Source organism: Conexibacter sp. W3-3-2, from assembly GCF_009707605.1.
In the GTDB taxonomy this organism is placed as follows: Bacteria; Actinomycetota; Thermoleophilia; order Solirubrobacterales; family Solirubrobacteraceae; genus Paraconexibacter; species Paraconexibacter algicola.
Window position 1 is genome coordinate 2902054 of record NZ_WLYW01000001.1, and the last position, 21987, is coordinate 2924040.

21 protein-coding genes and 1 pseudogene are annotated in these 21987 nt (G+C 74.7%); 10 read left to right on the top strand and 12 right to left on the bottom strand.

The genetic code is table 11. The annotated features are described in order from the left end of the window. Positions 1-26 precede the first annotated feature (26 nt). The gene (locus GKE82_RS14040; protein WP_154733726.1) at positions 27-1538 is read left to right on the top strand and encodes an acetyl-CoA acetyltransferase; all 1512 of its coding nucleotides are present in this window, start codon (positions 27-29) and stop codon (positions 1536-1538) included. Between the two features lie 57 nt (positions 1539-1595). Here GKE82_RS14040 and GKE82_RS14045 read toward each other — a convergent pair whose 3' ends face one another. Further along, on the bottom strand, positions 1596-2510 hold the full coding sequence (locus tag GKE82_RS14045) for a hypothetical protein (protein WP_154733727.1): 915 nt from the start codon (positions 2508-2510) through the stop codon (positions 1596-1598). A gap of 155 nt (positions 2511-2665) precedes the next feature. Beyond that, positions 2666-4688, bottom strand: a pseudogene (gene tkt, locus GKE82_RS14050) (transketolase). Positions 4689-4708: 20 nt separating this feature from the next. Between tkt and GKE82_RS14055 the strand changes: the two are divergent. From GKE82_RS14055 to GKE82_RS14065, 3 genes are read left to right on the top strand one after another with little or no spacing between them, the layout of a single operon-like run. Then, positions 4709-5077, top strand: coding sequence for a CrcB family protein (locus GKE82_RS14055; protein WP_154733728.1), 369 nt, complete (start codon positions 4709-4711; stop codon positions 5075-5077). Further along, positions 5074-5409 (top strand): CrcB family protein, encoded by a 336-nt coding sequence (locus tag GKE82_RS14060; protein WP_154733729.1) that lies wholly within the window; start codon positions 5074-5076, stop codon positions 5407-5409. The genes GKE82_RS14055 and GKE82_RS14060 overlap by 4 nt, the downstream gene beginning before the upstream one ends. A 53-nt stretch (positions 5410-5462) precedes the next feature. Next, positions 5463-6368, top strand: coding sequence for a haloalkane dehalogenase (locus tag GKE82_RS14065; protein ID WP_154733730.1), 906 nt, complete (start codon positions 5463-5465; stop codon positions 6366-6368). On the opposite strand, the gene GKE82_RS14070 is transcribed toward GKE82_RS14065, so the two are convergent. The 3 genes from GKE82_RS14070 to GKE82_RS14080 form a co-directional block, all read right to left on the bottom strand. Further along, a complete protein-coding gene (locus tag GKE82_RS14070; protein ID WP_154733731.1) occupies positions 6352-6801 on the bottom strand; it encodes a GyrI-like domain-containing protein in 450 nt (149 codons plus the stop codon). The genes GKE82_RS14065 and GKE82_RS14070 overlap by 17 nt on opposite strands. Positions 6802-6831: 30 nt before the next feature. After that, positions 6832-8361, bottom strand: a complete 1530-nt coding sequence (locus GKE82_RS14075; RefSeq protein ID WP_309233605.1) for a potassium/proton antiporter — start codon at positions 8359-8361, stop codon at positions 6832-6834. A gap of 318 nt (positions 8362-8679) precedes the next feature. Continuing rightward, entirely contained in the window at positions 8680-9567 is an 888-nt protein-coding gene (locus GKE82_RS14080; protein WP_154733732.1) for an SDR family oxidoreductase, read from the bottom strand. 208 nt (positions 9568-9775) lie between these two features. Between GKE82_RS14080 and GKE82_RS14085 the strand changes: the two genes are divergently transcribed. After that, entirely contained in the window at positions 9776-11350 is a 1575-nt protein-coding gene (locus GKE82_RS14085; protein WP_154733733.1) for an ATP-binding protein, read from the top strand. Here GKE82_RS14085 and GKE82_RS14090 read toward each other — a convergent pair whose 3' ends face one another. Beyond that, entirely contained in the window at positions 11351-13105 is a 1755-nt protein-coding gene (locus tag GKE82_RS14090; protein ID WP_196189234.1) for an RNA polymerase sigma factor, read from the bottom strand. A gap of 118 nt (positions 13106-13223) precedes the next feature. Here GKE82_RS14090 and GKE82_RS14095 point away from each other — a divergent pair, with 118 nt between their 5' ends. After that, positions 13224-14117 (top strand): alpha/beta fold hydrolase, encoded by an 894-nt coding sequence (locus tag GKE82_RS14095; protein WP_158276656.1) that lies wholly within the window; start codon positions 13224-13226, stop codon positions 14115-14117. Here the strand turns inward: GKE82_RS14095 and GKE82_RS14100 are convergent. Continuing rightward, a complete protein-coding gene (locus GKE82_RS14100) occupies positions 14114-14659 on the bottom strand; it encodes a hypothetical protein (protein ID WP_107567513.1) in 546 nt (181 codons plus the stop codon). The two genes, GKE82_RS14095 and GKE82_RS14100, sit on opposite strands and share 4 nt — an antisense overlap. 56 nt (positions 14660-14715) lie before the next feature. Next, positions 14716-15813 (bottom strand): HD-GYP domain-containing protein, encoded by a 1098-nt coding sequence (locus GKE82_RS14105; RefSeq protein WP_158276657.1) that lies wholly within the window; start codon positions 15811-15813, stop codon positions 14716-14718. A 59-nt stretch (positions 15814-15872) separates the two neighbouring features. Between GKE82_RS14105 and GKE82_RS14110 the strand changes: the two genes are divergently transcribed. Then, positions 15873-16628, top strand: a complete 756-nt coding sequence (locus GKE82_RS14110) for a DUF3105 domain-containing protein (protein ID WP_154733735.1) — start codon at positions 15873-15875, stop codon at positions 16626-16628. Positions 16629-16649: 21 nt separating this feature from the next. Here the strand turns inward: GKE82_RS14110 and GKE82_RS14115 are convergent, their stop codons facing one another. Beyond that, the gene (locus tag GKE82_RS14115) at positions 16650-17651 is read right to left on the bottom strand and encodes an ATP-grasp domain-containing protein (RefSeq protein WP_158276658.1); all 1002 of its coding nucleotides are present in this window, start codon (positions 17649-17651) and stop codon (positions 16650-16652) included. Positions 17652-17682: 31 nt separating this feature from the next. Here GKE82_RS14115 and GKE82_RS14120 point away from each other — a divergent pair, with 31 nt between their 5' ends. From GKE82_RS14120 to GKE82_RS14130, 3 genes are read left to right on the top strand one after another with little or no spacing between them, the layout of a single operon-like run. Beyond that, positions 17683-18519 (top strand): ion transporter, encoded by an 837-nt coding sequence (locus tag GKE82_RS14120; RefSeq protein WP_107567517.1) that lies wholly within the window; start codon positions 17683-17685, stop codon positions 18517-18519. Between the two features lie 29 nt (positions 18520-18548). Further along, on the top strand, positions 18549-18935 hold the full coding sequence (locus GKE82_RS14125; protein WP_154733736.1) for a cupin domain-containing protein: 387 nt from the start codon (positions 18549-18551) through the stop codon (positions 18933-18935). Between the two features lie 39 nt (positions 18936-18974). Further along, positions 18975-19307, top strand: a complete 333-nt coding sequence (locus GKE82_RS14130) for a DoxX family protein (RefSeq protein WP_107567519.1) — start codon at positions 18975-18977, stop codon at positions 19305-19307. Positions 19308-19313: 6 nt separating this feature from the next. On the opposite strand, the gene GKE82_RS14135 is transcribed toward GKE82_RS14130, so the two are convergent. From GKE82_RS14135 to GKE82_RS28560, 3 genes are read right to left on the bottom strand one after another with little or no spacing between them, the layout of a single operon-like run. Continuing rightward, positions 19314-21077 (bottom strand): sugar transferase, encoded by a 1764-nt coding sequence (locus GKE82_RS14135; RefSeq protein ID WP_154733737.1) that lies wholly within the window; start codon positions 21075-21077, stop codon positions 19314-19316. A 2-nt stretch (positions 21078-21079) separates the two neighbouring features. Continuing rightward, positions 21080-21712 (bottom strand): dihydrofolate reductase family protein, encoded by a 633-nt coding sequence (locus tag GKE82_RS14140; protein WP_309233808.1) that lies wholly within the window; start codon positions 21710-21712, stop codon positions 21080-21082. Next, complete coding sequence (locus GKE82_RS28560) at positions 21709-21957, bottom strand: glycosyltransferase (RefSeq protein WP_309233809.1); 249 nt, start codon at positions 21955-21957, stop codon at positions 21709-21711. The genes GKE82_RS14140 and GKE82_RS28560 overlap by 4 nt, the downstream gene beginning before the upstream one ends. Between the last annotated feature and the right edge of the window lie 30 nt (positions 21958-21987).

Here is a 21987-nt window from a genome sequence, read left to right on the forward strand (position 1 = left end):
GTGGGGAGCAGTACGCTCCACTCTCCATGACCGCGCTCGATCCCCGCACCCCCGTCCTCGTCGGCGCCGCCCAGCTGACGCACCGACCGGCGGACGGCCCGCCGCCCGCGCCGCACCTGCTCATGACCGACGCGGCGCGCGCCGCGATCGCCGACTGCGCCGCGTCGATCGGGGCGGACGCCCTGCTCGACAAGGTCGAGGTCGCCGCGTCGATCGACCTGTTCTCGTGGCCGGTCCCGGATCCCGCGGCCGTGATGGCGCAGGAGCTCGGGATCAGCCCGCGCGCGACGGTCCGCACCGCGCGCGGCGGCAACGGCCCGATCGCGCTACTGGGGGACCTCTCGTCGCGGATCGCGGCCGGGGACCTCGACGTCGCCCTGATCTCGTTCGGCGAGTCGTTCAAGCCGTTCATGGCCGCGGTGCGCGGCGGCACCTCGACCGGCTGGCCCGAGCAGGGCGAGGACGTGACGCCGACCTGGTCGGTCGGCGCCGACAAGGAGCCGTCCAACGCGGCGGAGACGGCGGCGGGCCTGCTCGCGCCCGTCTTCTACTACCCGTTCTTCGAGCACGCCCTGCGCGCCGCCGCGGGGCGAACCCGGGAGGAGCAGCGCGCGCACGCCGCCCGCATCTGGGCGCGGTTCGCGCAGGTCGCGCGCGAGAACCCCTACGCGTGGTCACCGGACGCCCCGACCGACCCCGACGTGCTCGGCACCCCGTCGGCGGACAACCGGCTCGTCAGCGACCCCTATCCCAAGCTGCTCAACGCGAACATCTCCGTCGACCAGGCGGCCGCCCTGGTGCTGACCAGCGCGGAGGCCGCGGCGGCCGCGGGCATCCCGCGCGAGCGCTGGGTCGTCGTGCACGCGACCGCGGGCGCCGCCGACCACTGGTTCGTCAGCGAGCGCTGGCAGCTCGACCGCTCCCCGGCGATCGCCGCCAACGGCCGGGCGGCGCTCGGGCATGCGGGCATCGCGATCGACGACGCGGCGCACCTGGACCTCTACTCGTGCTTCCCGTCGGCCGTGCAGATCGCGGCGGGCGAGCTCGGCGTCGACCTGTTCGACCCGTCGCGCGCCCCGACCGTCACCGGCGGCCTGACGTTCGCGGGCGGTCCGGCGAACGGGTACGTGCTGCACGCGCTCGCGACGCTCGTCGACCGGCTGCGCGCGGACCCGGCCGCGTTCGGGGTCAGCACCGCGGTCGGCTGGTACCTGACGAAGCACGGCCTCGCCGTGCTCGGTGGCCCCGAGACGGTGCCCGCCCGCGCGTTCGCGCACCACGACGTGCAGGCCGAGGTGGACGCCCAGCCCCGCCGCGAGACGACCCACGGCGCCCCCGCCACCGCGACGGTCGAGACGCACACCGCGCTCTACGACCACACCGGCGCGCCGACGATCGCGTTCGCCATGGGCCTCACGCCCGACGGTCGCCGCGCCGTCGGCGGCTCGCAGGCCCCGGAGATCGTCGAGGCCCTCACCGCCAGCGACCCGCTCGGCGTCGAGGCGACGTTCGACGGCGCCGGAGCGCTCACCCTGTAGCCCGACCGCCGACTGCGCCGCAGCTCATCGGAATGGTGAGCTGCCGCGCAGAGGCGGTCACCGACGGCGGGGCCGCCCGAACCGCGCGCCGCGCGCGAGGAGCACCGGCCCGACCCGCGCCACGACCACCGCCGGGCGGTGGAACACCTCGTCCCACTGCGCGCGGACCACCTCGATCCCCCGCGCCCGCAGGTCGGCGTCGCGCTCGGCGTCGCGCGCCTGCCGGTAGGCGCCGGCGTGGCCCCGCCCGCCGTCGGTCTCTCCCGCCACGCGCAGGTCCGGCCACAGGAAGTCGTGGCGGATCCGGCGCCCGGACCGCAGGGTGTCCGGCTGCTGGCAGATCGGCCGTGGCCAGCCCTGCGCGTCGCAGATCGCCAGGAACGCCTCCTCCAGCTCGTTCTGCGTCCGGGTCGTCCCGGGCACGTGCCGGCGGAACGCCTGCTCGAGCACGGCGTGTCCGCGTTGCCCGCGGGTCCGGACGAGGAGCTCCTCGACCTCCCACGGCCGCCAGGACCCCTGGTAGGCGGCCTCGTCGATGAGCCGCTCCACGAACCGGGCGTCGCGCGTCGCGGCGAGCCGCAGCAGCAGCCGCGCGACGGTCAGACAGCGGACCCCGTCGTGCTCGACGACGTCCCGGGGGTCGAGCGTCCCGACGCGGTGCACCGCGATGCCGGGCCGGCGCGGGCACCGGCGCTCGCCGACGATCACGTGGACGCGGTCGTCGGCCGGCTCCTGGAACGTGATCAGCCCTCGGTGCTCGGCGCACGACCAGTCGGCGAGCACCGCGCCCGCCCCGCACGACAGGACCGCGGCACGGCGACGGACGTCGTCCGGCAGGACGCCGAGGGCGAAGACGCCCGCGAACGGCTCGACGAGGCGGCCGTCGCGCAGGCGCCGGGCCACGGCGTTGCGGTGGACGCCGGCCGCGCGCAGGGCGGCGGCGCTCGCCACGCCGCCCCCCGCGGCGATCACCGCGTGGATCGTCGGCCCGGCGTCGGCGCCTCTGCGCCGCAGCTCATCGGAATGGTGAGCTGCCGCGCAGTCGCCGGGTGGGATGTCGGGGACGGGCATCCGCCGACCCCATCACCGACCGCTGTCACAGGGCTACCACCACCCTGTGGCGGGACTCACTCCTCTTCGAGGAGCTCCTGCACCGCCTCGACGACCGCGTCGGCGGTGATGCCGAAGCGCTCCAGCAGCTCGCCGCCCGGCGCGGACGCGCCGAAGTGGTCGATGCCGAGCGGGATGTCGGCGTAGCGCTCCCAGCCGATCGTGACGCCGGCCTCGATCGACACCGTCGGCAGGTCCCCGGGGAGCACGTCCTCCTGGATCTCCCTCGTCCTGCTCGTCGAACAGCTCCCACGACGGCATCGAGACGACGCGCACGTGCACGCCCGCGGCGGCGAGCTTGTCGGCGGCCTCCAGCGCGACGGCGACCTCGGAGCCGGTGGCGATGATCGACGCGGACTCCTCGCCCTCCGGCTCGCGCAGGACGTAGGCGCCACGGGCCAGGCCGCGCGCGGACTCGAGCTTCTCGCGGTCGAGGATCGGCAGGTCCTGCCGGGAGAGGATCAGCGCGGCCGGGCCGTCGAGCTCCTCGAGGATCACGCGCCACGCCTCCGCGACCTCGGTCGCGTCCGCGGGACGGATGACCGTGAGGCCCGGGATCGCGCGCAGGGACAGCAGGTGCTCGACCGGCTGGTGCGTCGGCCCGTCCTCGCCCACCGCGACGGAGTCGTGCGTGAAGACCCAGGCGACGTTCAGCTCCTGCAGCGCGCTCAGCCGGATCGACCCGCGCATGTAGTCCGCGAACTGCAGGAACGTCGAGCCGTACGGGCGGACGATCCCGCCGTGCGCGGCGAGCCCGTTCACGGCGCCGCCCATCGCGTGCTCGCGCACGCCCCAGTAGACGTTGCGGCCGACCTGGTCCTTGGTGAACCGCTCGTCGTCGCCGCCGGGGAAGATCGTGGCGGTCGAGCCCGAGAGGTCCGCCGCGCCGCCGACCATGGTCGGCACGTGGCCGGCGAACGCCGCCATCACGGCCTTGCCCGCGGCACGCGTCGCCAGCTTCGGCTTGCCGAACGCCTCGGCGTCACCCGGCAGCACGTCGGCGAGCCCGGGCAGCGGACGGCACGACCAGCCCGCGTCCCACGCGGCGGCCTTGTCGGCGTCGGCGGCCTTCATCGCCTCGAGACGCTGCTCCCAGGCCGCGCGCTCCTCGGCGCCCTTGCGGCCGGCCGCACCGGCGTGCTCGAGCACGCCGTCGGGGACGAGGAACTGGGCGTCGGGGTCCCAGCCCATGATCTCCTTCGTCGCGCGGATCTCGTCCTCGCCCAGCGGCGCGCCGTGGGCGCCGGAGGTGCCCTGCTTGTTCGGGGCCGGGTAGCCGATGATCGACTTCACGCGGATCAGCGACGGCTTCGCCGTCTCGGCCTGCGCCGCGGCGATCGCGGCCCGCAGCGCGGCGAGGTCGTTGGCGTCCTCGACGGTCTGCACGTGCCAGCCGTAGGACGCGAACCGCGCGGTGGTGTCCTCGTCGAACGACAGCGACGTCGGGCCGTCGAGCGAGATGTCGTTGTCGTCGTAGAGGTAGACGAGCTTCCCGAGACCGAGGTGCCCGGCCAGCGACGCGGCCTCCGAGGCGATGCCCTCCATGAGGTCGCCGTCGGAGACGATCGCGTAGGTGAAGTGGTCCTGGACCTCGCTGCCGAACGTCTCGCGCAGGAACTTCTCCGCCATCGCGAGACCGACGCCGTTGGCGAAGCCCTGGCCCAGCGGCCCGGTCGTCACCTCGACGCCCGGCGTGCGCCAGCTGCCGTCCTCGCGCCGCTCGCGCTCGGGGTGGCCGGGGGTGCGCGAGTCCCACTGGCGGAACTGCTGGAGGTCCTCGACCGTCAGGTCGTAGCCGGCGAGGTGCAGCGCCGCGTACTGGAGCATCGAGCCGTGGCCCGCGCTCAGCACGAAGCGGTCGCGGTCCGGCCAGTCCGGGTCCTGCGGGTCGTGCTTCATCACCTCCGCGTAGAGGAGGAAGGCCGCGGGCGCCATGCCCAGCGGGAGCCCCGGGTGCCCGGAGTTCGCCTTCTGGATGGCGTCCATGGACAGGGTCCGGATGGTGTCGATGGAGAGCTGGTCGAGATCGGCGGCGGCCATGGCTCGTACCCTACGGGGCGATGCTGCTCGCCGTGTTCCTGGGAGGCGCGCTCGGCGGGCTCGCCCGCTGGGGACTCGCCGACGGTCTCGGGGCCGGAGCGCACGACGGGGCCTGGCCGACGGGCACGATGGTCGCGAACCTGCTCGGCGCGCTGGTCCTCGGGATCGTCGCCGCCCGGCTGCTGCGCCACCCGGACCCGTCGCCGCGGCGCGCCCGGGCGGGCGCCCTGCTCGGTCCGGGGCTGTGCGGTGCGCTGACGACGTTCAGCACGCTGCAGGTCGAGGCGGTGCGGCTCATCGACACCGGACACCCGGGCACGGCGCTCGCATACATGGCCGTGACGATCACCGGCGGCTTCGCGCTCGTGCGGGTGGGGCTGCGGGCGTGACGACGGCGCTCGCGGTTGCCCTGCTGTCGGGCACCGGCGCGGTCGCGCGGGTGCTGACGAGCCGCGCGCTGGGCGAGCCCGCGCACCGCGGCACGCTGCTGCTGAACCTCGCCGGGGCGTTCGCGCTCGGCGTGCTGACCGGCGCCGGGGTGACCGGCGACGGCCTGCTGCTGGCGGGCACCGCGTTCCTGGGCTCGTACACGACGTTCTCGACCTGGATGCTCGACGAGGCGTCGCTGCCCGCGGCCGCCGCGGGCCGCCTGCTGGCGGCCGCGACGCTCGGAGGGGCGGCGTGCGCGGCGGCCGGGTGGGCGCTGGCCGCCGCGGCCTGACGTCCGGCATGACGTTTTCCCCGGTGATGACACGCTGTCAGTAGGCTCGCGGCATGACCGACATCGTGCGCACGCCCGAGGACCGCTTCGCGGGCCTTCCCGACTTCGACTACGCCCCCGAGTACTTCGAGACGCGCGAGGGTCTGCGGATCGCCTACCTCGACCTCGCACCCGCCGGCGGCGGCGACGCCCCGGCGGTCGTCTTCCTGCACGGGGAGCCGACCTGGTCGTTCCTCTGGCGGCTCGTCTTCCCCGCGGTGCGCGAGGCGGGCTTCCGCTGCATCGTGCCCGACATGCCCGGCTTCGGTCGCAGCGACAAGCCGACCGACTTCGCCTGGTACACGTACGACCGCCACGTCGGGGTGATGACCGAGCTGCTGGACCACCTCGACCTCACCGGCGCGACGATCGTCGTGCACGACTGGGGCGGCCCGGTCGGCCTGCGCCTCTACGTCGAGCAGGCGACGCGGTTCGACCGCGCGGTGATCATGGACACCGGCCTGTTCACCGGGCACCAGAAGATGAGCGACGCCTGGAACGCGTTCCGCGGCTTCGTCGAGCAGACCGAGGACCTGCCGGTCGGCATGCTCGTCGCCGGGGGCTGCTTGACCCCGCCCCCCGCCGAGGTCGTCGCCGCGTACGAGGCGCCCTACCCGGACGCCGCCTCCAAGGCGGGCGCCCGCGCCTTCCCGCTGATGATCCCCCTGACCCCCGAGTCGACGGGGGCGGAGGCGGGCCAGCGCGTCCTCGCCGCGCTCGCGCAGGACGAGCGCCCGGTGCTGATGCTGTGGGCCGACCAGGACCCGATCCTCACCCCGGGCACGGGGAAGAAGTTCGCGGCCGCGATCGGCTACGACGGCGAGCCCGACGTGATCGAGGGCGCCTCGCACTTCCTCCAGGAGGACCAGGGCCCGGCCATCGGCGCCCGCATCGCGCAGTGGCTCACCGCAGCGGGATGACGATCTCCGTCACCCGCCGGGCGGGGTCGGGCTCCTCGCCCGGGTCGGTGACGTAGGACTCCCAGAACGACCCGGCGGGCGTCTCGCCGCGCTGCAGCACCCAGGCGTGCAGGGCGCGGCCCGCCGCCTCGAGCCCGTCGTAGGCGCCGACGTGGCGGGCGATCGCGGCCCGCCCGCCCGGGAGCACGTCCGCACCCTGCCCGTCGTCGGCGACCGCCGCCACCGGCACGCCGAGCTGGACGCGCAGCGGATCACCGAGCTCGAGGTAGCGGATGAACGGCGGTCCGGCGGGCGCGACGCGCAGCTCCCCGAGACGGTCGTAGAGCGCCGGGAAGCCGCGGTCGACGACCCGGGCGAACCCGGCGAGGTCGGTGGCGTGGTGGGAGACGACGGCGGGCCGGGCCGCGATCGTGCGGATCTCGAAGTCGGTCATGCCGGGAACGACCGGCCGACCGCCCGGAACTCATCGCGCGACGGCGGCGATGACCTCGGCCCACCAGGCGCGGTCGCTGTCCGCGGTCGCGCGGGAGAGCCGCCGGCGGGCGTAGGCGCCGAGCAGGTCGCGACGACCGAGGGCGAGCGTCTCGCCGCAGACCGCCAGGACGCCGTCGTCGAGCAGCACGAGCGACCCGGCGGTGTCACGGCGCAGGCGCAGCCGGTCGACGACCTTGCGCCCGGCCACCGTCGTGGGGTCGGCGGGGTCGCCGTCGGCGGGGTCCCACGGGCGGACCGTGAACGGCGTCGCGTGCGCGCGGACCTGGCGGGGCGGGCGCGGCGGCGGCCCGACCGGCCCGGTGCGCCAGCGCTCGAGCAGGTCGCGCATCTCGACCGCGACGGAGGAGCGCACGAGCACGTGCAGGCTGTCCCCCACCTCGATCGTGTTCGCCCCGCGCGGCGGGATCGCCTCCTCCCCGCGGACGATGACGTTGATGAGCGCCTCGCGCGGCAGCCCGAGGTCGCGGACCTTGACGCCGACGATCGCGTCCTCCGGACCGACGGGGAACTCGACGACCTCGGCGCCGAGGCGGCGGATCGTGCCGGTCTCCTCGATCACGCGCGGCAGCGCGGGCTCGTTGGTGGTGACGTGCAGCCGGTTGGCCAGCGGCTCGAACGTCACGCCCTGCAGGATCGTCGAGAGGACCACGACGAAGAAGACGATGTTGAAGAACTCGGTGGACTGCGGGACGCCCTCGATGACCGGGAAGGTCGCCAGGACGACGGGGACCGCGCCGCGCAGCCCGGCCCAGCCGAGCGCGACCCGCTCGGCCGCGGTGAAGCCGAAGCCGATGGTCGCCACCCAGGCGGCGATCGGCCGCGCGACGAAGCACAGGACGAGCGCGACCGCGGTGCCCTCGACCCACACGTCGGCGAGCTGCGAGGGGAAGACGAGCAGGCCGAGGACGAAGAACATCGACAGCTGCGCGACCCAGGCCATCCCCTCGTGGAACGCCACGACGGTCCGCTTGGCGGGGATCAGCGCGCCGCCGAGCGCGAGGCCCGTGAGGTAGGCGGCGAGGAACCCGGAGCCGTGCAGCACGTCGGCGCCGCCGTAGGCGATCGCCGCGGTCGCCAGCGAGGCGACGGGGAAGAGGCCGGTGCTGGCGAGCTGCGCGCGGCGGAACGCCTGCACCGCGAGCCAGCCGACCCCGAGGCCGACGACCGCGCCGATGCCGAGCTCGATCGCGAACTCGACGAGGAAGTCCAGCGGCCCGTGCGGCGGGTGGGCGATCGCCTCGACGAACCCGAGCACGAGGAGCACCGCGACCGGGTCGTTGAACCCGGCCTCCCCCTCGAGCGAGCGGGCGAGGCGCCGGCGCAGCGTCGAGCCGCGCAGCAGCGCGAAGATCGCGGCGCCGTCGGTCGAGGAGAGGATGGCGCCGAGCAGCAGGCCCTCGAGGACGCTGAGGTCGAGCAGCAGGACCGCGGCGAACCCGGTGATCGCCGCGGTCGCCGCGGTGCCGACGAGCGCGAGCGACATCGCGGGCCGCAGCACGGGCCGGATCTCCCCCAGCCGGCGGCGAGGCCGCCCTCGAAGAGGATCAGGACGAGGGCGATGATCCCGATCGTGCGGGCGAGCTCGAAGTCGGTGAACTCGAGCTCGCCGATCCCGTCGGAGCCGAGCAGCATGCCCAGGCCGAGGAACAGCACGAGTCCGGGCACGCGCAGCCGCCCGGCGAGGAGGGAGGCCAGCAGACCGAGGGCGAGGAGCGCCCCGGTCGCCAGGATCATCTGGCCGTCGTTCACGGAGACGCAACCCTATGGGTCCGTGCCACCCGGTGGTTATCGACCGGGTGGCACGGTCGAGCGGTGCTCAGGTCGACTCGGTGAGCTGCTTCGTCTCCGCGCCGGGCTCGAGGCCGGGCTCGGAGTTCGAGGCGCGCAGCTCGTACGCGCGGCGGGTCGCGTCGTCGCGCTGGGCGAGGACCTTGTCGGCCTTCAGGGCGGTGGCGATCGCCTCGCGGCCGCGGCGCGGCAGGACGTTCATGACGGTGGTGATCGCCTGCACCTGGCGCGGGACGAAGACGTCGAACTTCGGGAAGTGCAGCGCGCGGACGATCTCCTCGGCCACGTCCTGCGGCTCGATGTGCTTGACGCCGCGGGTGGGCTGCAGGCCGGAGGCGAGCTCGGTCTTCACGACGACCGGCATCACGCACGACACCTCGATCGGCGTGTCCTTGACCTCGGCACGGACCGCCTCGCTGACGCCGACGACGAAGTGCTTGGTGCCGCAGTAGGTGGCGCCGCCGGGGAAGCCGCCCTTGCCCGCGGTCGACGCGACGTTGACGAGGTGGCCGGTGCCGCGCTGCAGGAAGCGCGGCAGGATCTCCTTCATCCCCCAGAGGACGCCGTTGACGTTGATGTCGATCTGGCGCTGGGTGGTGGCGTCGTCTTCCTCGAGGAAGGAGCCGAGCTGCATGATGCCGGCGTTGTTGACGAGCACGTCGATCGGGCCGAGGGCCTCCTCGGCGTCGTCGAGGAACTGCTTGAAGGACGGGCGCTCGATGACGTTCAGCGGGAACGCGACGACGTTCGGGCCGAGCTCCAGGGCGGTCTTCTTCGCGAGCTCGAGGTCGAGGTCGCCGATCGCGACCTTCATGCCCTCGCGGACGAACGAGCGCGCGGTCTCCTTGCCGATGCCGCGGGCACCGCCGGTGATCGCGGCGACCTTGCCGGTGAGGACGCGGGGCTGCTTGGCCATGGGGATTCCCTCCTGGGACGACGGACCGTGACGAAAAGTTGACGCAGGCGTCACTCTAGCGCCGTCCGTCCCCCGGCGTGCAGGGACGCCCGCCACGCCCGGAGCGCCGCACCCCGCGCGATCACCCAGTTTCCGTAGTACCGTTGGGGGGCGGCCACCCCGCACACGGGTCCAGCGGTGCGGGCGCCGGCCGCCAGGGGGCAACTGCATGAGCACGACCGTCTACGTGGCGAGCCGCGACACCGCGCGCCGGCTCGACCTCATCACCGCCGTCGAGGCGTCCGCCGACGCAACGCTCCGCGGCTCGTCGGACTCCGGCCACACCGCGCTGCACGACCTGCTCGCCGCGGAGGTCGACGTCGCCCTGCTCGACCGGGACCTCCCCGGCATCGACGGCGAGGCGATCGGCCGCGCGCTGCGGGACGCGGGCCGGCCGACCCGGGTCGTCCTCGTGGGCCGCGACGACGGACAGGTCGCGGGCGTCGCCGCGGTCCTCGCGCCGGAGGAGGTCGTGCGCCACCTCGACGCGCTGCTCGCCCCGCGCGAGACGCCCGTCGCGCCCGGCGGCGCATCGCGCCCGGTCGCGGCGCGCGACCTGCGCCACGACGGGGGCCTCGCGTCCGACGAGCGCGAGCACCGGATCGCCGTGCACCGCGTCGCCGCGCTGCGCGCCGTCTGCGGCGTCGCGGTCGGGATCTTCGCCGTGGCCGACATGGGCGCGCTGCAGCCGGGGTTCTGGTGGGCATACGCCGGGCTGCTCGTCTGGCTGGTGGTCGGCCTGCTGGTCCTCCGGCGGCCCGGCGCCCGGCGGCGGGTCGCCGCGGTGACCGTGCTCGACGCGGCCGCGATGTTCGCCCTGATCGAGACCTCGGGCGACGCCACGTCCGCCCTGCGCTTCCTCCTGCTCATGGGCCCGCTCTGCTACACGCCGTTCGTGCCGCCGGCGACGCTCGCCCGGCTCGTCCCCGTGGGCGCCGCCGCCTACGTGGGGGCCATCGTGCTCGACGACCTGCACGCGGTCGCGCGCACCGCGATCGTCGAGTGGCTGTTCGTCTACGCCATGGTGAGCGTCTACGCCGTGATGAGCGCGCGGCTCAACGCGCGCCGGCTCGGCGACGTGCGCCGGCTGTCGGCCGCCCGGCAGCAGCTGCTCGGCCAGCTCCTGACCGCCGAGTTCCGCGAGCGGCGACGGCTCTCGCAGGACCTCCACGACGAGTCGCTGCAGCTGCTGCTGGCGGCGCGGCAGGACCTCGAGGAGGCCGCGCCCGGCACGCCGCACCCGAGCCTCGCGCAGGCGCAGCACGCGCTGACCGAGGGCATCCGCCTGCTGCGCGAGACGGTCCACGACCTGCACCCGATCGCCCTCGACCACGGCGGCCTGGACCTCGCGCTGCACGGCATCTGCGAGCGACAGGGCCGACTCGGGGGCTTCGCGGCCCGGGTCACCGTCGCCCCCGACGTCCCGGGCCTGGACGACGAGTTCGTCGTGTCGCTCGCCCGGGAGCTCGTCACCAACGTGGCCAAGCACGCCGCCGCCGAGCGGGTCACCGTCGACGCCCTCCTCGAGGACGGACTCCTGCTGCTCGCGGTGGCCGACGACGGACGAGGCATCCCGGCGGGCCGGCCGGCCGCCGCGCTCGCGGAGGGGCACATCGGGCTGGCGTCCCTCGTCGAGCGGGTCGAGGCCGCGGGCGGCACCACGACGATCGACTCGACGGTCGGACGCGGGACGACCGTGCGGGTCGCCGTACCGGTGCGGCGCAGCGACTCGACCGGACCCTGATCAGTCGTCGTCCCGACCGCCGCGGCCGCCGCCGCCCTGGCGGTCGGAGGCGCCGCCGGAGCCGTCCTCGGACGCGGGCGCGGACGGCGAGGCGTCCGGCTGCGGCGCGGTGGTCGCGGTCTCCGGCTCGGCGGTGCCGCCGCGGTCCGGGCGCGGGGCCTTGACCCTCTTCTGAGGCTTCGCGACCGCTGCGGGGCGCTCGGTGCGCGTGCGGTCGTCCGTGGAGCGCCCGGAGTCGCGCTGCTTCTTGCCGCCGCTGCGTCCGCGGTCGGCGGGGCGGGCCGCCCCCTCGCGGGCGGGCTTCGGCGCGGAGCCCTCCGTGCGATCGGACCCCCTGTCGCGCTCGCGCTCGGCGTCGCGCTCGCGCTCGCGGCTCTCGCGCCGCCCAGGTCCGCGGCGGGAGGACTCGGGCCGGTCGCGGTTGCTGCGCGCCGGGCGCTCCTCCCGGCCGTCACGGTCCTCGCGTACGGGCGCCTCGTCGCGGCGGTCCTCGCGGTCCTCCCGGTCATCGGCCTCCTCGACGGCGGGCCCGGAGGCGCCGCCGCCCGGGCCGGCGGAGCTGGCGGTGCCGGCGGTGCCGGGACCGCTCGTCAGCGCGCGCCCGGCCGCGAGCTCGGCGATGCCGCCGCCGGTGAGCGGGACGATCGCCCCGACCGGCCGGGTGAGGACCGGCCCGCCGGGCGCGGCGGCCGGCGCGGCGGGGGCGGATGCCGCCGTCGCGGTCGACGTCTCCGCGGCGCGCGGCGGGGCCGCGCGGAGCTCGTGCACCGCGACGTAGCCGGAGCCACCCGCGCCGCCGACGACCGCGAACGCGGCGAGCGCCTTGACCGCGGCGCCCTGCAGGCCGATCGCGGCGAACGTGCCGCCGGCGCCCCCGGCGGCCACGGCACCCGCACCGGCGATCCCGGCCCCGGCGACCGCGGCACCCCCGCCACCGACCCCGCCCGCACCGGCCCCGCCCGCCCCGGCACCGAAGACCCCCGCGAGCGCCGAGCTCTTCAGCGCCGCACCGGGCACGACCGGCAGCAGCACGGCGATCGCCGCGCGCTGGCGCTGGACCTCGAGCTTGAACGCGGTGCAGCCCGCGCACGCCTCGAGGTGACGGCGCAGCTGCGTGCGGCGCAGCGCCCCGCCGCGCAGGGTGGCGAGCTGCTCGCGGATGTCGGCGCAGTCGGTCTCCCGCGCCTGGCGGGCGCCGTGCAGCTGCTCGCGGGCCTGGAAGACGAGCGCCTTGACCTTCTCCTTGCGCACGCCGAGGATCACCGCCACCTCGTCGTGGGTGTGCGCCCCGAGCTCGGTGAGGACGAGTGCGGCGCGCTGGTCGTCCGGCAGTCCGTGGAGGTCGGCGAGCATCGCGCGGAGGTCCTCGCGGCGCTGGACCTCGGCCGCCAGCCCCTCGACCGCGGGCTCGACGACGTCGACGTCGGCGTGCTCGCGGCGGGCGCGCAGCACGGTGAGGCAGCGGTTGCGGGCGATGGTGAAGAGCCACGCCTTGAGCTGGATCGGGCGGTCGTCGGCGCGCAGCGCGTCGTAGGCGCTGAGGCACACCTGCTGCAGCGCGTCCTCGGCCTCCTCGCGGGTGCCGAGCATGTGCCGGCAGAAGGACAGGAGGCTGCGGTGGTAGCGGTCGTAGACGACCTCGAAGGCCGCCTCGTCCCCGGCGCGGACACGGGCGACCAGCCGCTCGTCGGAGAGCGTGCGGAGAAGCGGGCGGGGCCGGCTGCGGGATGAAGCGGCTGCTGCCACGAGAGACATGGACGGGTCTGCTCCGGGTCGGTCAGGGACGTGCGCACACGACCACCAACGCACCACACCGTCGCAGGTTGGCAGGTCGCGTGCCCGACTCCCACATACCCCGGGGTATGCTGGACGCATGTCGAGCTTCGTCCACGACGGCCACCGTCTCGCCTACACCGAGCACGGACCGGCCGACGGTCCGCCGGTGGTCCTCGTCCACGGTCTGCTGTTCTCGCAGAAGCTGATGACGCCGGTCGCGCAGGAGCTCGCGCACCGCGGCTACCGGGCGATCACCCTCGACCTCCTCGGCCACGGGCGCTCCGACCGGCCGCCCGCCATGCAGGAGTACTCGATGGCCGCGTTCGGCCGCCAGATCGTCGGGCTGCTCGACCATCTCGGCATCGAGCGCGCCGTGCTGCACGGCCTGTCGCTCGGGGCCAACTCGGCGCTCGAGGCCGCCGTCATCGCCCCCGACCGGGTGCAGGGGCTCGTGATCGAGATGCCGGTGCTCGACAACGCGCTGATGGGCTGCGCGATCGGCTTCACGCCGATCATGCTGACGCTGAGCTTCGCCCGCGCGCCGATGCAGGCGCTCGCCGCGGTCACGCGCCGGATCCCGACCGGCGGCCTCTACTTCGCCGACCTGCTGCTCGACGTCGTCCGCCAGGACCCCGGGCCGAGCAACGCGGTCTTCCACGGGCTGTTCTTCCACCGCGTCGCCCCGACGCAGGCGCAGCGGCGCGCGATCACCGCGCCGACGCTCGTCGTCGGCCATCCGAACGACCCGATCCACCCGTTCAGCGACGCGGACGCGCTCGTGCACGAGATCGCGGGCGCCCGGATGGTGCGCATGCGGTCGATCGTCGAGGGGCGCGTCCTGCCGGGGCGGCTCGTGCGGGAGATCCTCGGGTTCCTCGAGGAGACCTTTGCGACCGAGGCCTCCCGGTCGGGCCGCACGCGGCGCAACGGGCACGGTCCGGTCAACGGCACCGTGCGGACGCTCCCGCGCCGCGCGCGCGAGGACCGCTAACGGCGCGCGAGCGGTACGGCGAGCCTCAGCGGGGCGGCCTGCCCCGCGACGACGAGGACCGCGTCGCGCAGCGGTCGCGCGGGGGCGTCGAGCACGAGCTTGCCGGTGAGCCGCTCCCCCGGGCCGAGCTGCTCGTGCAGCAGCGGCTTCCAGGGCGAGTAGAGGACCGCGTCCGCCGCCTGCGCCGCGATCGGCAGCGCCGCGCCGCCGGCGAACGCCGAGAACCGCTCGTCGGAGACGGTCAGGTCGCGGTCGGTGCGGTTCACCAGCGTGACCTTCACGACGAGGTAGGACCGCCCGGTGCGGGCGCGCGGTCCCCCGCCGGCCCGCAGCGGCAGCGCCGCGCGCTGCTCGGCCGCGGCGGCCTGGACGGCGAGGCCGTCGACGGTGCCCGACGTCGGGGCCGCGAGCAGCGCCGGGCGACTCGGGCTCGACTGGACCGGCAGCGTCGTGACGACGAGGGCGGTGAGCGCCGCGGCGACGGCGGCGAACGCGCACAGGCGTGCGCGAGGCACCGACCGCAGGAGAGGGGGAACGGTCATGCGCCCTCCAACGTACTAGAAACCGTTGCGTTACCGATGCGACGTGCGTCGCGGTTTCAGCAGGTGGGCGCGGAGCCGTCCTCCCGCAGCCCGAGTACCTCGAGGCGGCCGTCGTCGAGCAGCCGCACCACGGCATCCACGACCGCCGGGTCGAACTGCGTGCCGGCGCAGCGGCGCAGCTCCTCCAGCGCGGACGCGACCGGCATGCCGCGCCGGTACGGCCGGTCGGAGGTCATCGCCTCGAGCGAGTCCGCCACGAAGATGATCCGGGCCTCGACCGGGATCGACTCCCCGGCCAGCCCGTCCGGATAGCCCCGGCCGTCGACGCGCTCGTGGTGGTGACGGATCCACACCGCCTCCTCGACGAGCCCGGCGTGATGGAGCATCCGCGCCCCGACCACCGGGTGCACCTTGATCTGCTCGAACTCCGCGTCGGTCAGCCGGTCGGGCTTCGAGAGGATCGTGTCGTCGATCGCGATCTTGCCGATGTCGTGCAGGAACGCCGCGCGACGGATGCGCATCACGTGCGCCTCGTCGAGCCCCAGCTCCTGGCCGACCGCGACCGCGTACCGCGCGACGCTCTCGGAGTGGTCGCGCGTGTGCAGGTGCTGCGCGTCGATCGACTCCACCACCGCGAACAGGTGGGCGAGGATGTCCCCCGACCCCTCGTCCAGCTCGGGGGCGACCGCCTCCCCGGCGACCGCGCAGAGGTTGCGACCGTGCTCCTTGGCCCAGCGCAGCGCGCGGCGCGCGTGCCGCTCGATCTCCTCGCGCGTGCGGCCGTCGTCGGGGACCGCCGCGACGCCGGCGCTCAGCGTCACGCGCCGGCCGTCCAGCAGCGGGCGCCGCGCGACGACCGTCCGCAGCCGCTCGGCCACCAGCAGGCCGTCGAGCCGCCGGGCACCGGGCAGCGCCAGGCCGAACGTCCCGCCACCGATCCGCAGCAGCGTGTCGTGCGGGCGCACGAGCGACCGCAGCAGCTCCTCGAGACGGTCCAGCAGCTCGTCGCCGGCCGCCGGTCCGTGCTCGGCGTTGACCGCCTGCAGCCGGTCGACGTCCAGCAGCACCAGCGCGACCGGGACGGTCTCCCCGGGGCTCTCGCGGTCCGCCGCCTCGATCGCCGCACGCCGCTCCGCGAACGGCAGGGTGCTCATCGGTCGACCACGGGACGGGGAACGCGCATGACCACTGGATCGGCCGTCGCGTGGAGCACTTGAGCCCCGGTACCATGGCGGGCACATGTCGAGTCGCCAGGAAGAGAAGGGAAGCGCGCCGCAGGCAGCGCGAAGAGGAGGCGGCGAAGGCCGCCAAGGCCGAGGCGTCCAAGAAGCGCCTCCAGCTGGTGGCCGGTGTCGCGGTCGCGGTGCTCGCCGTCGGCGGCGTGACCGCCGCGGTCCTCGCGGGTGGCGGTGGTGGCGGCGGTGCCGGCGACCCCGACGCCAGCGGCAGCGGCCCGACGGTCGCGCTGGCCGCGCCGAAGATCACCGACCTCGCCCAGGCCGCGAAGGCCGCGAACTGCACGCTGCGCGAGCAGCTGCCCAACGAGGGCAACAACCACGTGCAGGGCGAGGTCACGAGCTACAAGACGAACCCGCCGACCTCGGGCGACCACAACATCGAGCCGGCCGCCGAGGGCGAGAACCGCGGCGCCGAGTACGAGGCCGGCACCGAGCCCGCCAAGGAGAACTGGGTGCACTCGCTCGAGCACGGGCGGATCCTGTTCCAGTACGCGCCCGGCACGCCGACCGCGGACGTCACGAAGCTCCGCTCCCTCTACCTCGAGGACTTCCAGGGCGGCAACGGCTACCACCAGATGCTGTTCCAGAACAACACGGACATGCCGTTCAAGTACGCGGCCGTCGCGTGGACGAACTACATCGGCTGCCAGACGCTCACCGACGAGACGATCGACGCGTTCCGCGCCTTCCGCGCGAAGTACGTCGACAAGGGCCCCGAGCTCATCCCGTAGGCCCCGTGGCCGCGCCGCCGCTCAGCGCGGCGCGGGCGGACCGGGCGGCGACACGATGTCCCGCCCGGTCGGCTGCATCGCCTCGTCGAGCTCCAGCTGCCAGTAGTAGCGCGTGAAGTGCCGGCCGGCGACGAACTCGCCGACGTGCGGGTCCGGCCGCTCCCCGTTGGCCATCGCCACGATCAGCTCCGGGTAGGTACGGCCCGGCAGCGCCGCGTACATCGGGGCCGGGAACGCGCCGCCGAAACGCGTGTTCACGTCGGTGATCCCGAGGCCGAGGTCCTTGTCGCGGAACGCCTGGACCGTGCACGGGCCGCGCACCCCGAGCGCCTCGACGACCCGCCGGCCGAGCTCGATCAGCTCCGGGTCGGCGATCGCCGCGCCCTTGATCGACTCCCCGCCCCGCGACTCGAGCATCGTGCGCGGGATGACGTTCAGGCAGCGGCCCTCGGTGTCGCTGAGGCAGTCCATCGAGAACTCCGGCCCGTCCATGAGCTTCTGGATCATCACCGGCTCGTCGACGTAGTCGACGAAGAACTCCGCGTCGCGCCGGTCGCGGCACGGGTGGATCGACCGCGCCCCGGAGCCACGGACCGGCTTGACCATCACCGGGTAGTGGTCGGCGATCGCGTCGAGGTCGTCCGGCAGGACGGTCGGCGGCGACGGCAGGCCCTGCGCGGTCAGCCAGAGGTGCGTGCCGTGCTTGTCGTAGGTCGCCGACGCGCTCGCGCTCGGCGGCACCAGCGCCTCGGGCAGGTGGCCCTCCTCGCGCGCGACCGCGAGCGTCTCGATGTCGAGGTCGGTCAGCGGGACGATCGCGCCGACGTCGTGCTCGTCGCACAGCGCGCGCAGCGCCGGCACGTAGGCCGGGTCGCGGATCAGCGGGACGCTGCTGCGCACGGTCGCCGCGTACTGCGCGGGCGCCAGCGGCGACGGGTCGGCGGCGACGACGGTCGTGTGCTGCGCAAACGCGCTGACGATGTCGTAGCGCTTCCCGACACCGGTGAGGAGGACGGCCTTCATGTGGCCGGACTCTGGCAGGATCCCCGGCTGCATGAGCGAGCGCTGCCGTCGGCTGACCGAGTCCACCCGGTTCGAGGCCGGGATGCTCGTCGTGATCCTCCTGAACGCGGTCGTCCTCGGCCTCGAGACGTTCGAGAGCGTCGTCGACGACGCCGGGGACCTGCTGCACGTCCTCGACAAGGCGTTCCTGGCGATCTTCACCGTCGAGCTCGCCCTGCGGCTCGGCGCGGTCCGCGGCCGGCCCGGGGCGTTCTTCTCCAGCGGCTGGAACACGTTCGACTTCGTCGTCGTCGCCGCGAGCTTCATCCCGGGACTCAACGCGTCGCTGCTGCGGCTCGTGCGGCTCGCGCGCGTCGTGCGGGTCGTGCGGTTCCTCCCCGACCTGCGGGTGATCGTCGCGGCCGTCGGCCGCAGCGTCCCCGGGGTCGCGTCGCTCGCCGTCGGGACCGCGCTGCTCGTCTACGTGTACGGGATGGCGGGCTGGCTGATCTTCGACACGCACGACCCGGACAACTACGGGGACGTCGCGCAGTCGATGCTCACGTTCTTCGTGATGCTCACGCTCGAGAACCTGCCCGACAACCTCGAGATGGGCCAGGAGCTGAGCGCGTGGACGGTGCCGTTCTTCATCAGCTACGTGCTGCTCGCCTCGTTCCTCGTGTTCAACCTCTTCATCGGGATCGTCCTGAACTCGATGGAGGAGGCGCGCGCCGCCGACCACCAGCGCCAGCGCGAGCGCGACCGGGCGGCCGCCGCCGCGACCGAGTCGACCGAGGACGACGCGATCGTCGCCGTCGAGGACCGCATCGACGAGCTGCGCGCGGCGCTCGACGCGCTCACGCAGGAGCTCGCCGACCGGCGGCGATGAGCATCACCCGCCGCGGATAGGCTCGCGGCATGAGCGCCTTCACGAAACGGAACCTGTTGCAGGCCACCGACCGCGCCCCCGACTTCGGGATGGCCGAGATCGGCCAGGCGATCTTCCCGTTCGAGGAGCTCGGCGCGACCGACACCGGCCTCGCGCTGCACCGGATCAACCCGGGACGGCGCCACGCGTTCGGCCACCGCCACGTCGCCGCGGAGGAGATCTTCGTCGTGCTCTCCGGCAGCGGTCGAGCGAAGCTCGGCGACGAGCTCGTCGAGCTCGCCCGGCTCGACGCGCTGCGCGTCGCCCCGGAGACGTGGCGGGGCTTCGAGGCCGGCCCGGACGGGATGGAGCTGCTCGCCTTCGGTCCGCGCCACGAAGGGGACGGGGAGGTCGACCCGGGGTTCTGGCCCGCCTGACCCTGGCGCCCGGCCGCTCGCGGCTGGCATAGTGGCCCCATGCCCGACATCCCCCTGATCGTCCTCGCCGTCGTCTTCCTCGGCGCCGGCGGGTCCAAGCTCGCCGGCGTCCCGCTGATCCGGGCGAACTTCGAGCGCTGGGGGCTGCCCGACGCCGCCCGCCTGGGGATCGGCGCGATCGAGGTGGTCCTCGCCGTCCTGGCCGTGCTCGCGCTCGGGGACGACGGGCTGGCCCGGGTCGTCGCGGTCGCGGCGCTCGTGGTCATGGCCGGCGCGCTGGCCACGCACGTGCGGGCGAAGGACGAGCCCAAGGAGTACCCGCCCGCCGTGCTCGTGACGGTCGCGGCGATCCTCGTGCTCGCGACCGCCTGACCGCGATCAGGAGGTGGCGGGACCGTCCCAGCCGCCGGTCTCGCCCTTGTACGTGTCGTCCCGGCGACCGCCCGGGAGCAGCATCCGGGCGGTCATCAGCAGGATCCGCACGTCGAGCGCCACCGAGGCGCGCTCGATGTAGTCGAGGTCCATCTCGATCCGCTGCGACCACGGCAGCGCGGCGCGGCCGTTGACCTGCGCCCAGCCGGTGATCCCCGGGCGCAGCGCGAGCCGTCCGCGCTGACGGTCGGTGTACTGCGCGACCTGTCCCGGCACCGTCGGGCGCGGGCCGATGATCGCCATCTCGCCGCGCAGGACGTTCACGAGGTTCGGCAGCTCGTCGATCGACGTCGCGCGCAGCACCGCGCCGACCTTCGTGATCCGGGCGTCGCCCTTGTCGACCGCCAGCCCCGCGCCCTGGAACTCCGCCCCGTCGACCATCGTGCGGAGCTTCAGGACGTCGAACTCGCGACCGTGCTGGCCGACCCGTCGCTGGCGGTAGATCACCCCACCCGGGGAGTCGAGCCGGACCGCGAGCGCGGCCGCCGCGAGGATCGGGCTGGTCAGCAGCAGGACGGCCGCCGCGACGACGACGTCGAAGATCCGCCGCAGGGGCTCAGGCATCGGTGGTGCTCCGGGTTCCTTCGGGGGCTGCCAGCCGGCCTCGGTGCCGTGGCGCAGGTGGTCGAGGAGGCCGAGCGCGATCGACGAGGTCGTGCCGACGTAGTAGCGGGCGATCAGGAACGGGCGGCTGCGGACCGGGGCCAGCGCCGAGCCGAGCAGCGCGGCCTGCGCGGCCAGGCAGAGCCGCGCGAGCGGCCCGCCGCCCAGCCCCACCCAGAGGGCGTTCGCGGCGAGGGCCTTCACGTGCAGGAACGGCGACGCGTACCGGAGCACCCGGTGCCCGAAGAGCGCGTAGGCGTACCGGGGCGGGACGCGGTCGAGCCGCAGCAGGCCGCCGCGCAGGACGATCGCCCAGGCGTGGCTCATCATCCGCCGCTTGCGCGCCGCCTCGCCCTCGATCGAGGGGACCATCAGCTCCTGCGCGCGCGCCGCCGGCTCGTAGACGGCGCGGTGGCCGTGCTGCACGAACGTGAACGGGAAGCTCAGGTCGTGGCCCATCACCGGGTCGACGACGACGTACGCGTCCCGGCGGGTCGCGTAGATCGCGCCGTTGCCGCCGGTCACCGAGTGCAGCCGCGACTCCATCGCGCGCAGCCACATCTCGTAGCGCCAGTACACGCCCTCCTGGTTGTCGCCGCCCGCGTTGACGAACGTGACGTTGCCGCACACGTAGCCGACCTCGGGGTCCGCGAACCGGGCGACGAGCGTGCGCAGCGCGTCGGGCTCCCAGGTCGCGTTGGCGTCGGAGAACGCGACGATCTCGCCGGTCGCGCGCTCGACCGCGAGGTCCTGCGAGCGGATCTTGCCGCCGCGCGGGTTCTCCAGCACGAGGTCCGCCCCAGCCTGCCGGGCGCGCGCCGGGGTCGCGTCGGGCGACCCGTCGCAGCTGACGATCACCTGCAGCTTCTCGCGCGGGTAGTCGAGGGCGAGCGCGTTCGCGACCTTGGCGGCGATCACGTCCTCCTCGCGGTAGGCGGCGACCACGAGCGTCACCGTCGGCAGGTCCGCCTCCGGCACCGGGGGCACGCCGGGCGGGACGACGCCGAGCAGCCGCTCGCGCAGCCACAGCGACAGCGGGTAGCCGACCTGCGCGAAGACGAGCAGCCCGGCACTCAGCCAGAACCCGATGGCGGCGAGGAGGCGCACCCCTAGTCGCGGACGACCCGATAGCGCACGTGGGTCGCGAGGTCGGACGCCCGCGACTGGACCTGCTCGAAGCCGACGCCGTCGAGACCGTCGAGCAGCCGCTCGCCTGCGCCGAGCAGCACCGGCGAGAGGTTCACGGACAGCTCGTCGAGCAGCCCGGCGTTCAGCGCCTGCTGCACGGTCGAGGCACCGCCGGCCACCGAGACGTCCCGGTCGCCGGCGGCCTGGCGGGCGCGGGCGACGGCGTCCTCGATGCCGTCGGTCACGAAGAAGAACGTCGTGCCGCCCGCCATCTCCAGCGGCTCACGCGGCACGTGGGTGAGGACGAAGACCGGCCCGTGGTAGGGCGGATCGTCGCCCCACCAGCCCTGCCAGTCGAGATCCCACTGACCGTTCGCGGAGCGCCCGCCGAACATGTTGCGGCCCATGACGAACGCGCCGACCCCGGCGAGGATCTCATCGCGGACCGCCGCGTCGACCGGGTGCGGCTCGCCGTCGTCCGCCGGGAACATCCAGCGATGCAGCTGCTCGCCGCCGACGCCGAGCGGGGCGTCGCGCGACTGGTCGGGGCCGGCGCAGTACCCGTCGAGCGAGGCCGTGATGTGCGACTTCACCAGGGGCATGGTGTCCATCATCGCGCGAGGCGGCGGTACAGCGCCTCGTGCTCGGCGGCGACCGCGCTCCACGCGTAGCGGCCCTCGCGCGCGGCGCGCGCCCCGGCGGCCAGGCGCGCCCGGTCCGCCGGATCGGCGAGCAGCCGCGTCAGCGTCGTGGCCAGCGCGGTCGGGTCGCCCGGCGGCACGAGCGTCGCCGCCCCCTCCGCCGCGACCTCCGGGAAGCCGCCGACCGCGCTCAGCACCATCGGCTTGCCCATCCCCATCGCGCTGAACAGCACGCCCGACTGCTCGAT

Excerpts from the sequence above, each read along its gene's own strand:
- GKE82_RS14070 (WP_154733731.1), bottom strand. The coding sequence starts at position 6,801 with ATGACCGACTTCGAGATCCGCACGATCGCGGCCCGGCCCGCCGTCGTC.
- GKE82_RS14095 (WP_158276656.1), top strand. The coding sequence starts at position 13,224 with ATGTCGAGCTTCGTCCACGACGGCCACCGTCTCGCCTACACCGAGCAC.
- GKE82_RS14065 (WP_154733730.1), top strand. The coding sequence starts at position 5,463 with ATGACCGACATCGTGCGCACGCCCGAGGACCGCTTCGCGGGCCTTCCC.
- GKE82_RS14090 (WP_196189234.1), bottom strand. The coding sequence starts at position 13,105 with ATGTCTCTCGTGGCAGCAGCCGCTTCATCCCGCAGCCGGCCCCGCCCG.
- GKE82_RS14085 (WP_154733733.1), top strand. The coding sequence starts at position 9,776 with ATGAGCACGACCGTCTACGTGGCGAGCCGCGACACCGCGCGCCGGCTC.
- GKE82_RS14040 (WP_154733726.1), top strand. The coding sequence starts at position 27 with ATGACCGCGCTCGATCCCCGCACCCCCGTCCTCGTCGGCGCCGCCCAG.
- GKE82_RS14130 (WP_107567519.1), top strand. The coding sequence starts at position 18,975 with ATGCCCGACATCCCCCTGATCGTCCTCGCCGTCGTCTTCCTCGGCGCC.
- GKE82_RS14080 (WP_154733732.1), bottom strand. The coding sequence starts at position 9,567 with ATGGCCAAGCAGCCCCGCGTCCTCACCGGCAAGGTCGCCGCGATCACC.
- GKE82_RS14055 (WP_154733728.1), top strand. The coding sequence starts at position 4,709 with ATGCTGCTCGCCGTGTTCCTGGGAGGCGCGCTCGGCGGGCTCGCCCGC.
- GKE82_RS14125 (WP_154733736.1), top strand. The coding sequence starts at position 18,549 with ATGAGCGCCTTCACGAAACGGAACCTGTTGCAGGCCACCGACCGCGCC.
- GKE82_RS14105 (WP_158276657.1), bottom strand. The coding sequence starts at position 15,813 with ATGAGCACCCTGCCGTTCGCGGAGCGGCGTGCGGCGATCGAGGCGGCG.
- GKE82_RS14140 (WP_309233808.1), bottom strand. The coding sequence starts at position 21,712 with ATGATGGACACCATGCCCCTGGTGAAGTCGCACATCACGGCCTCGCTC.
- GKE82_RS14120 (WP_107567517.1), top strand. The coding sequence starts at position 17,683 with ATGAGCGAGCGCTGCCGTCGGCTGACCGAGTCCACCCGGTTCGAGGCC.
- GKE82_RS14100 (WP_107567513.1), bottom strand. The coding sequence starts at position 14,659 with ATGACCGTTCCCCCTCTCCTGCGGTCGGTGCCTCGCGCACGCCTGTGC.
- GKE82_RS28560 (WP_309233809.1), bottom strand. The coding sequence starts at position 21,957 with ATGGGGATGGGCAAGCCGATGGTGCTGAGCGCGGTCGGCGGCTTCCCG.
- GKE82_RS14115 (WP_158276658.1), bottom strand. The coding sequence starts at position 17,651 with ATGAAGGCCGTCCTCCTCACCGGTGTCGGGAAGCGCTACGACATCGTC.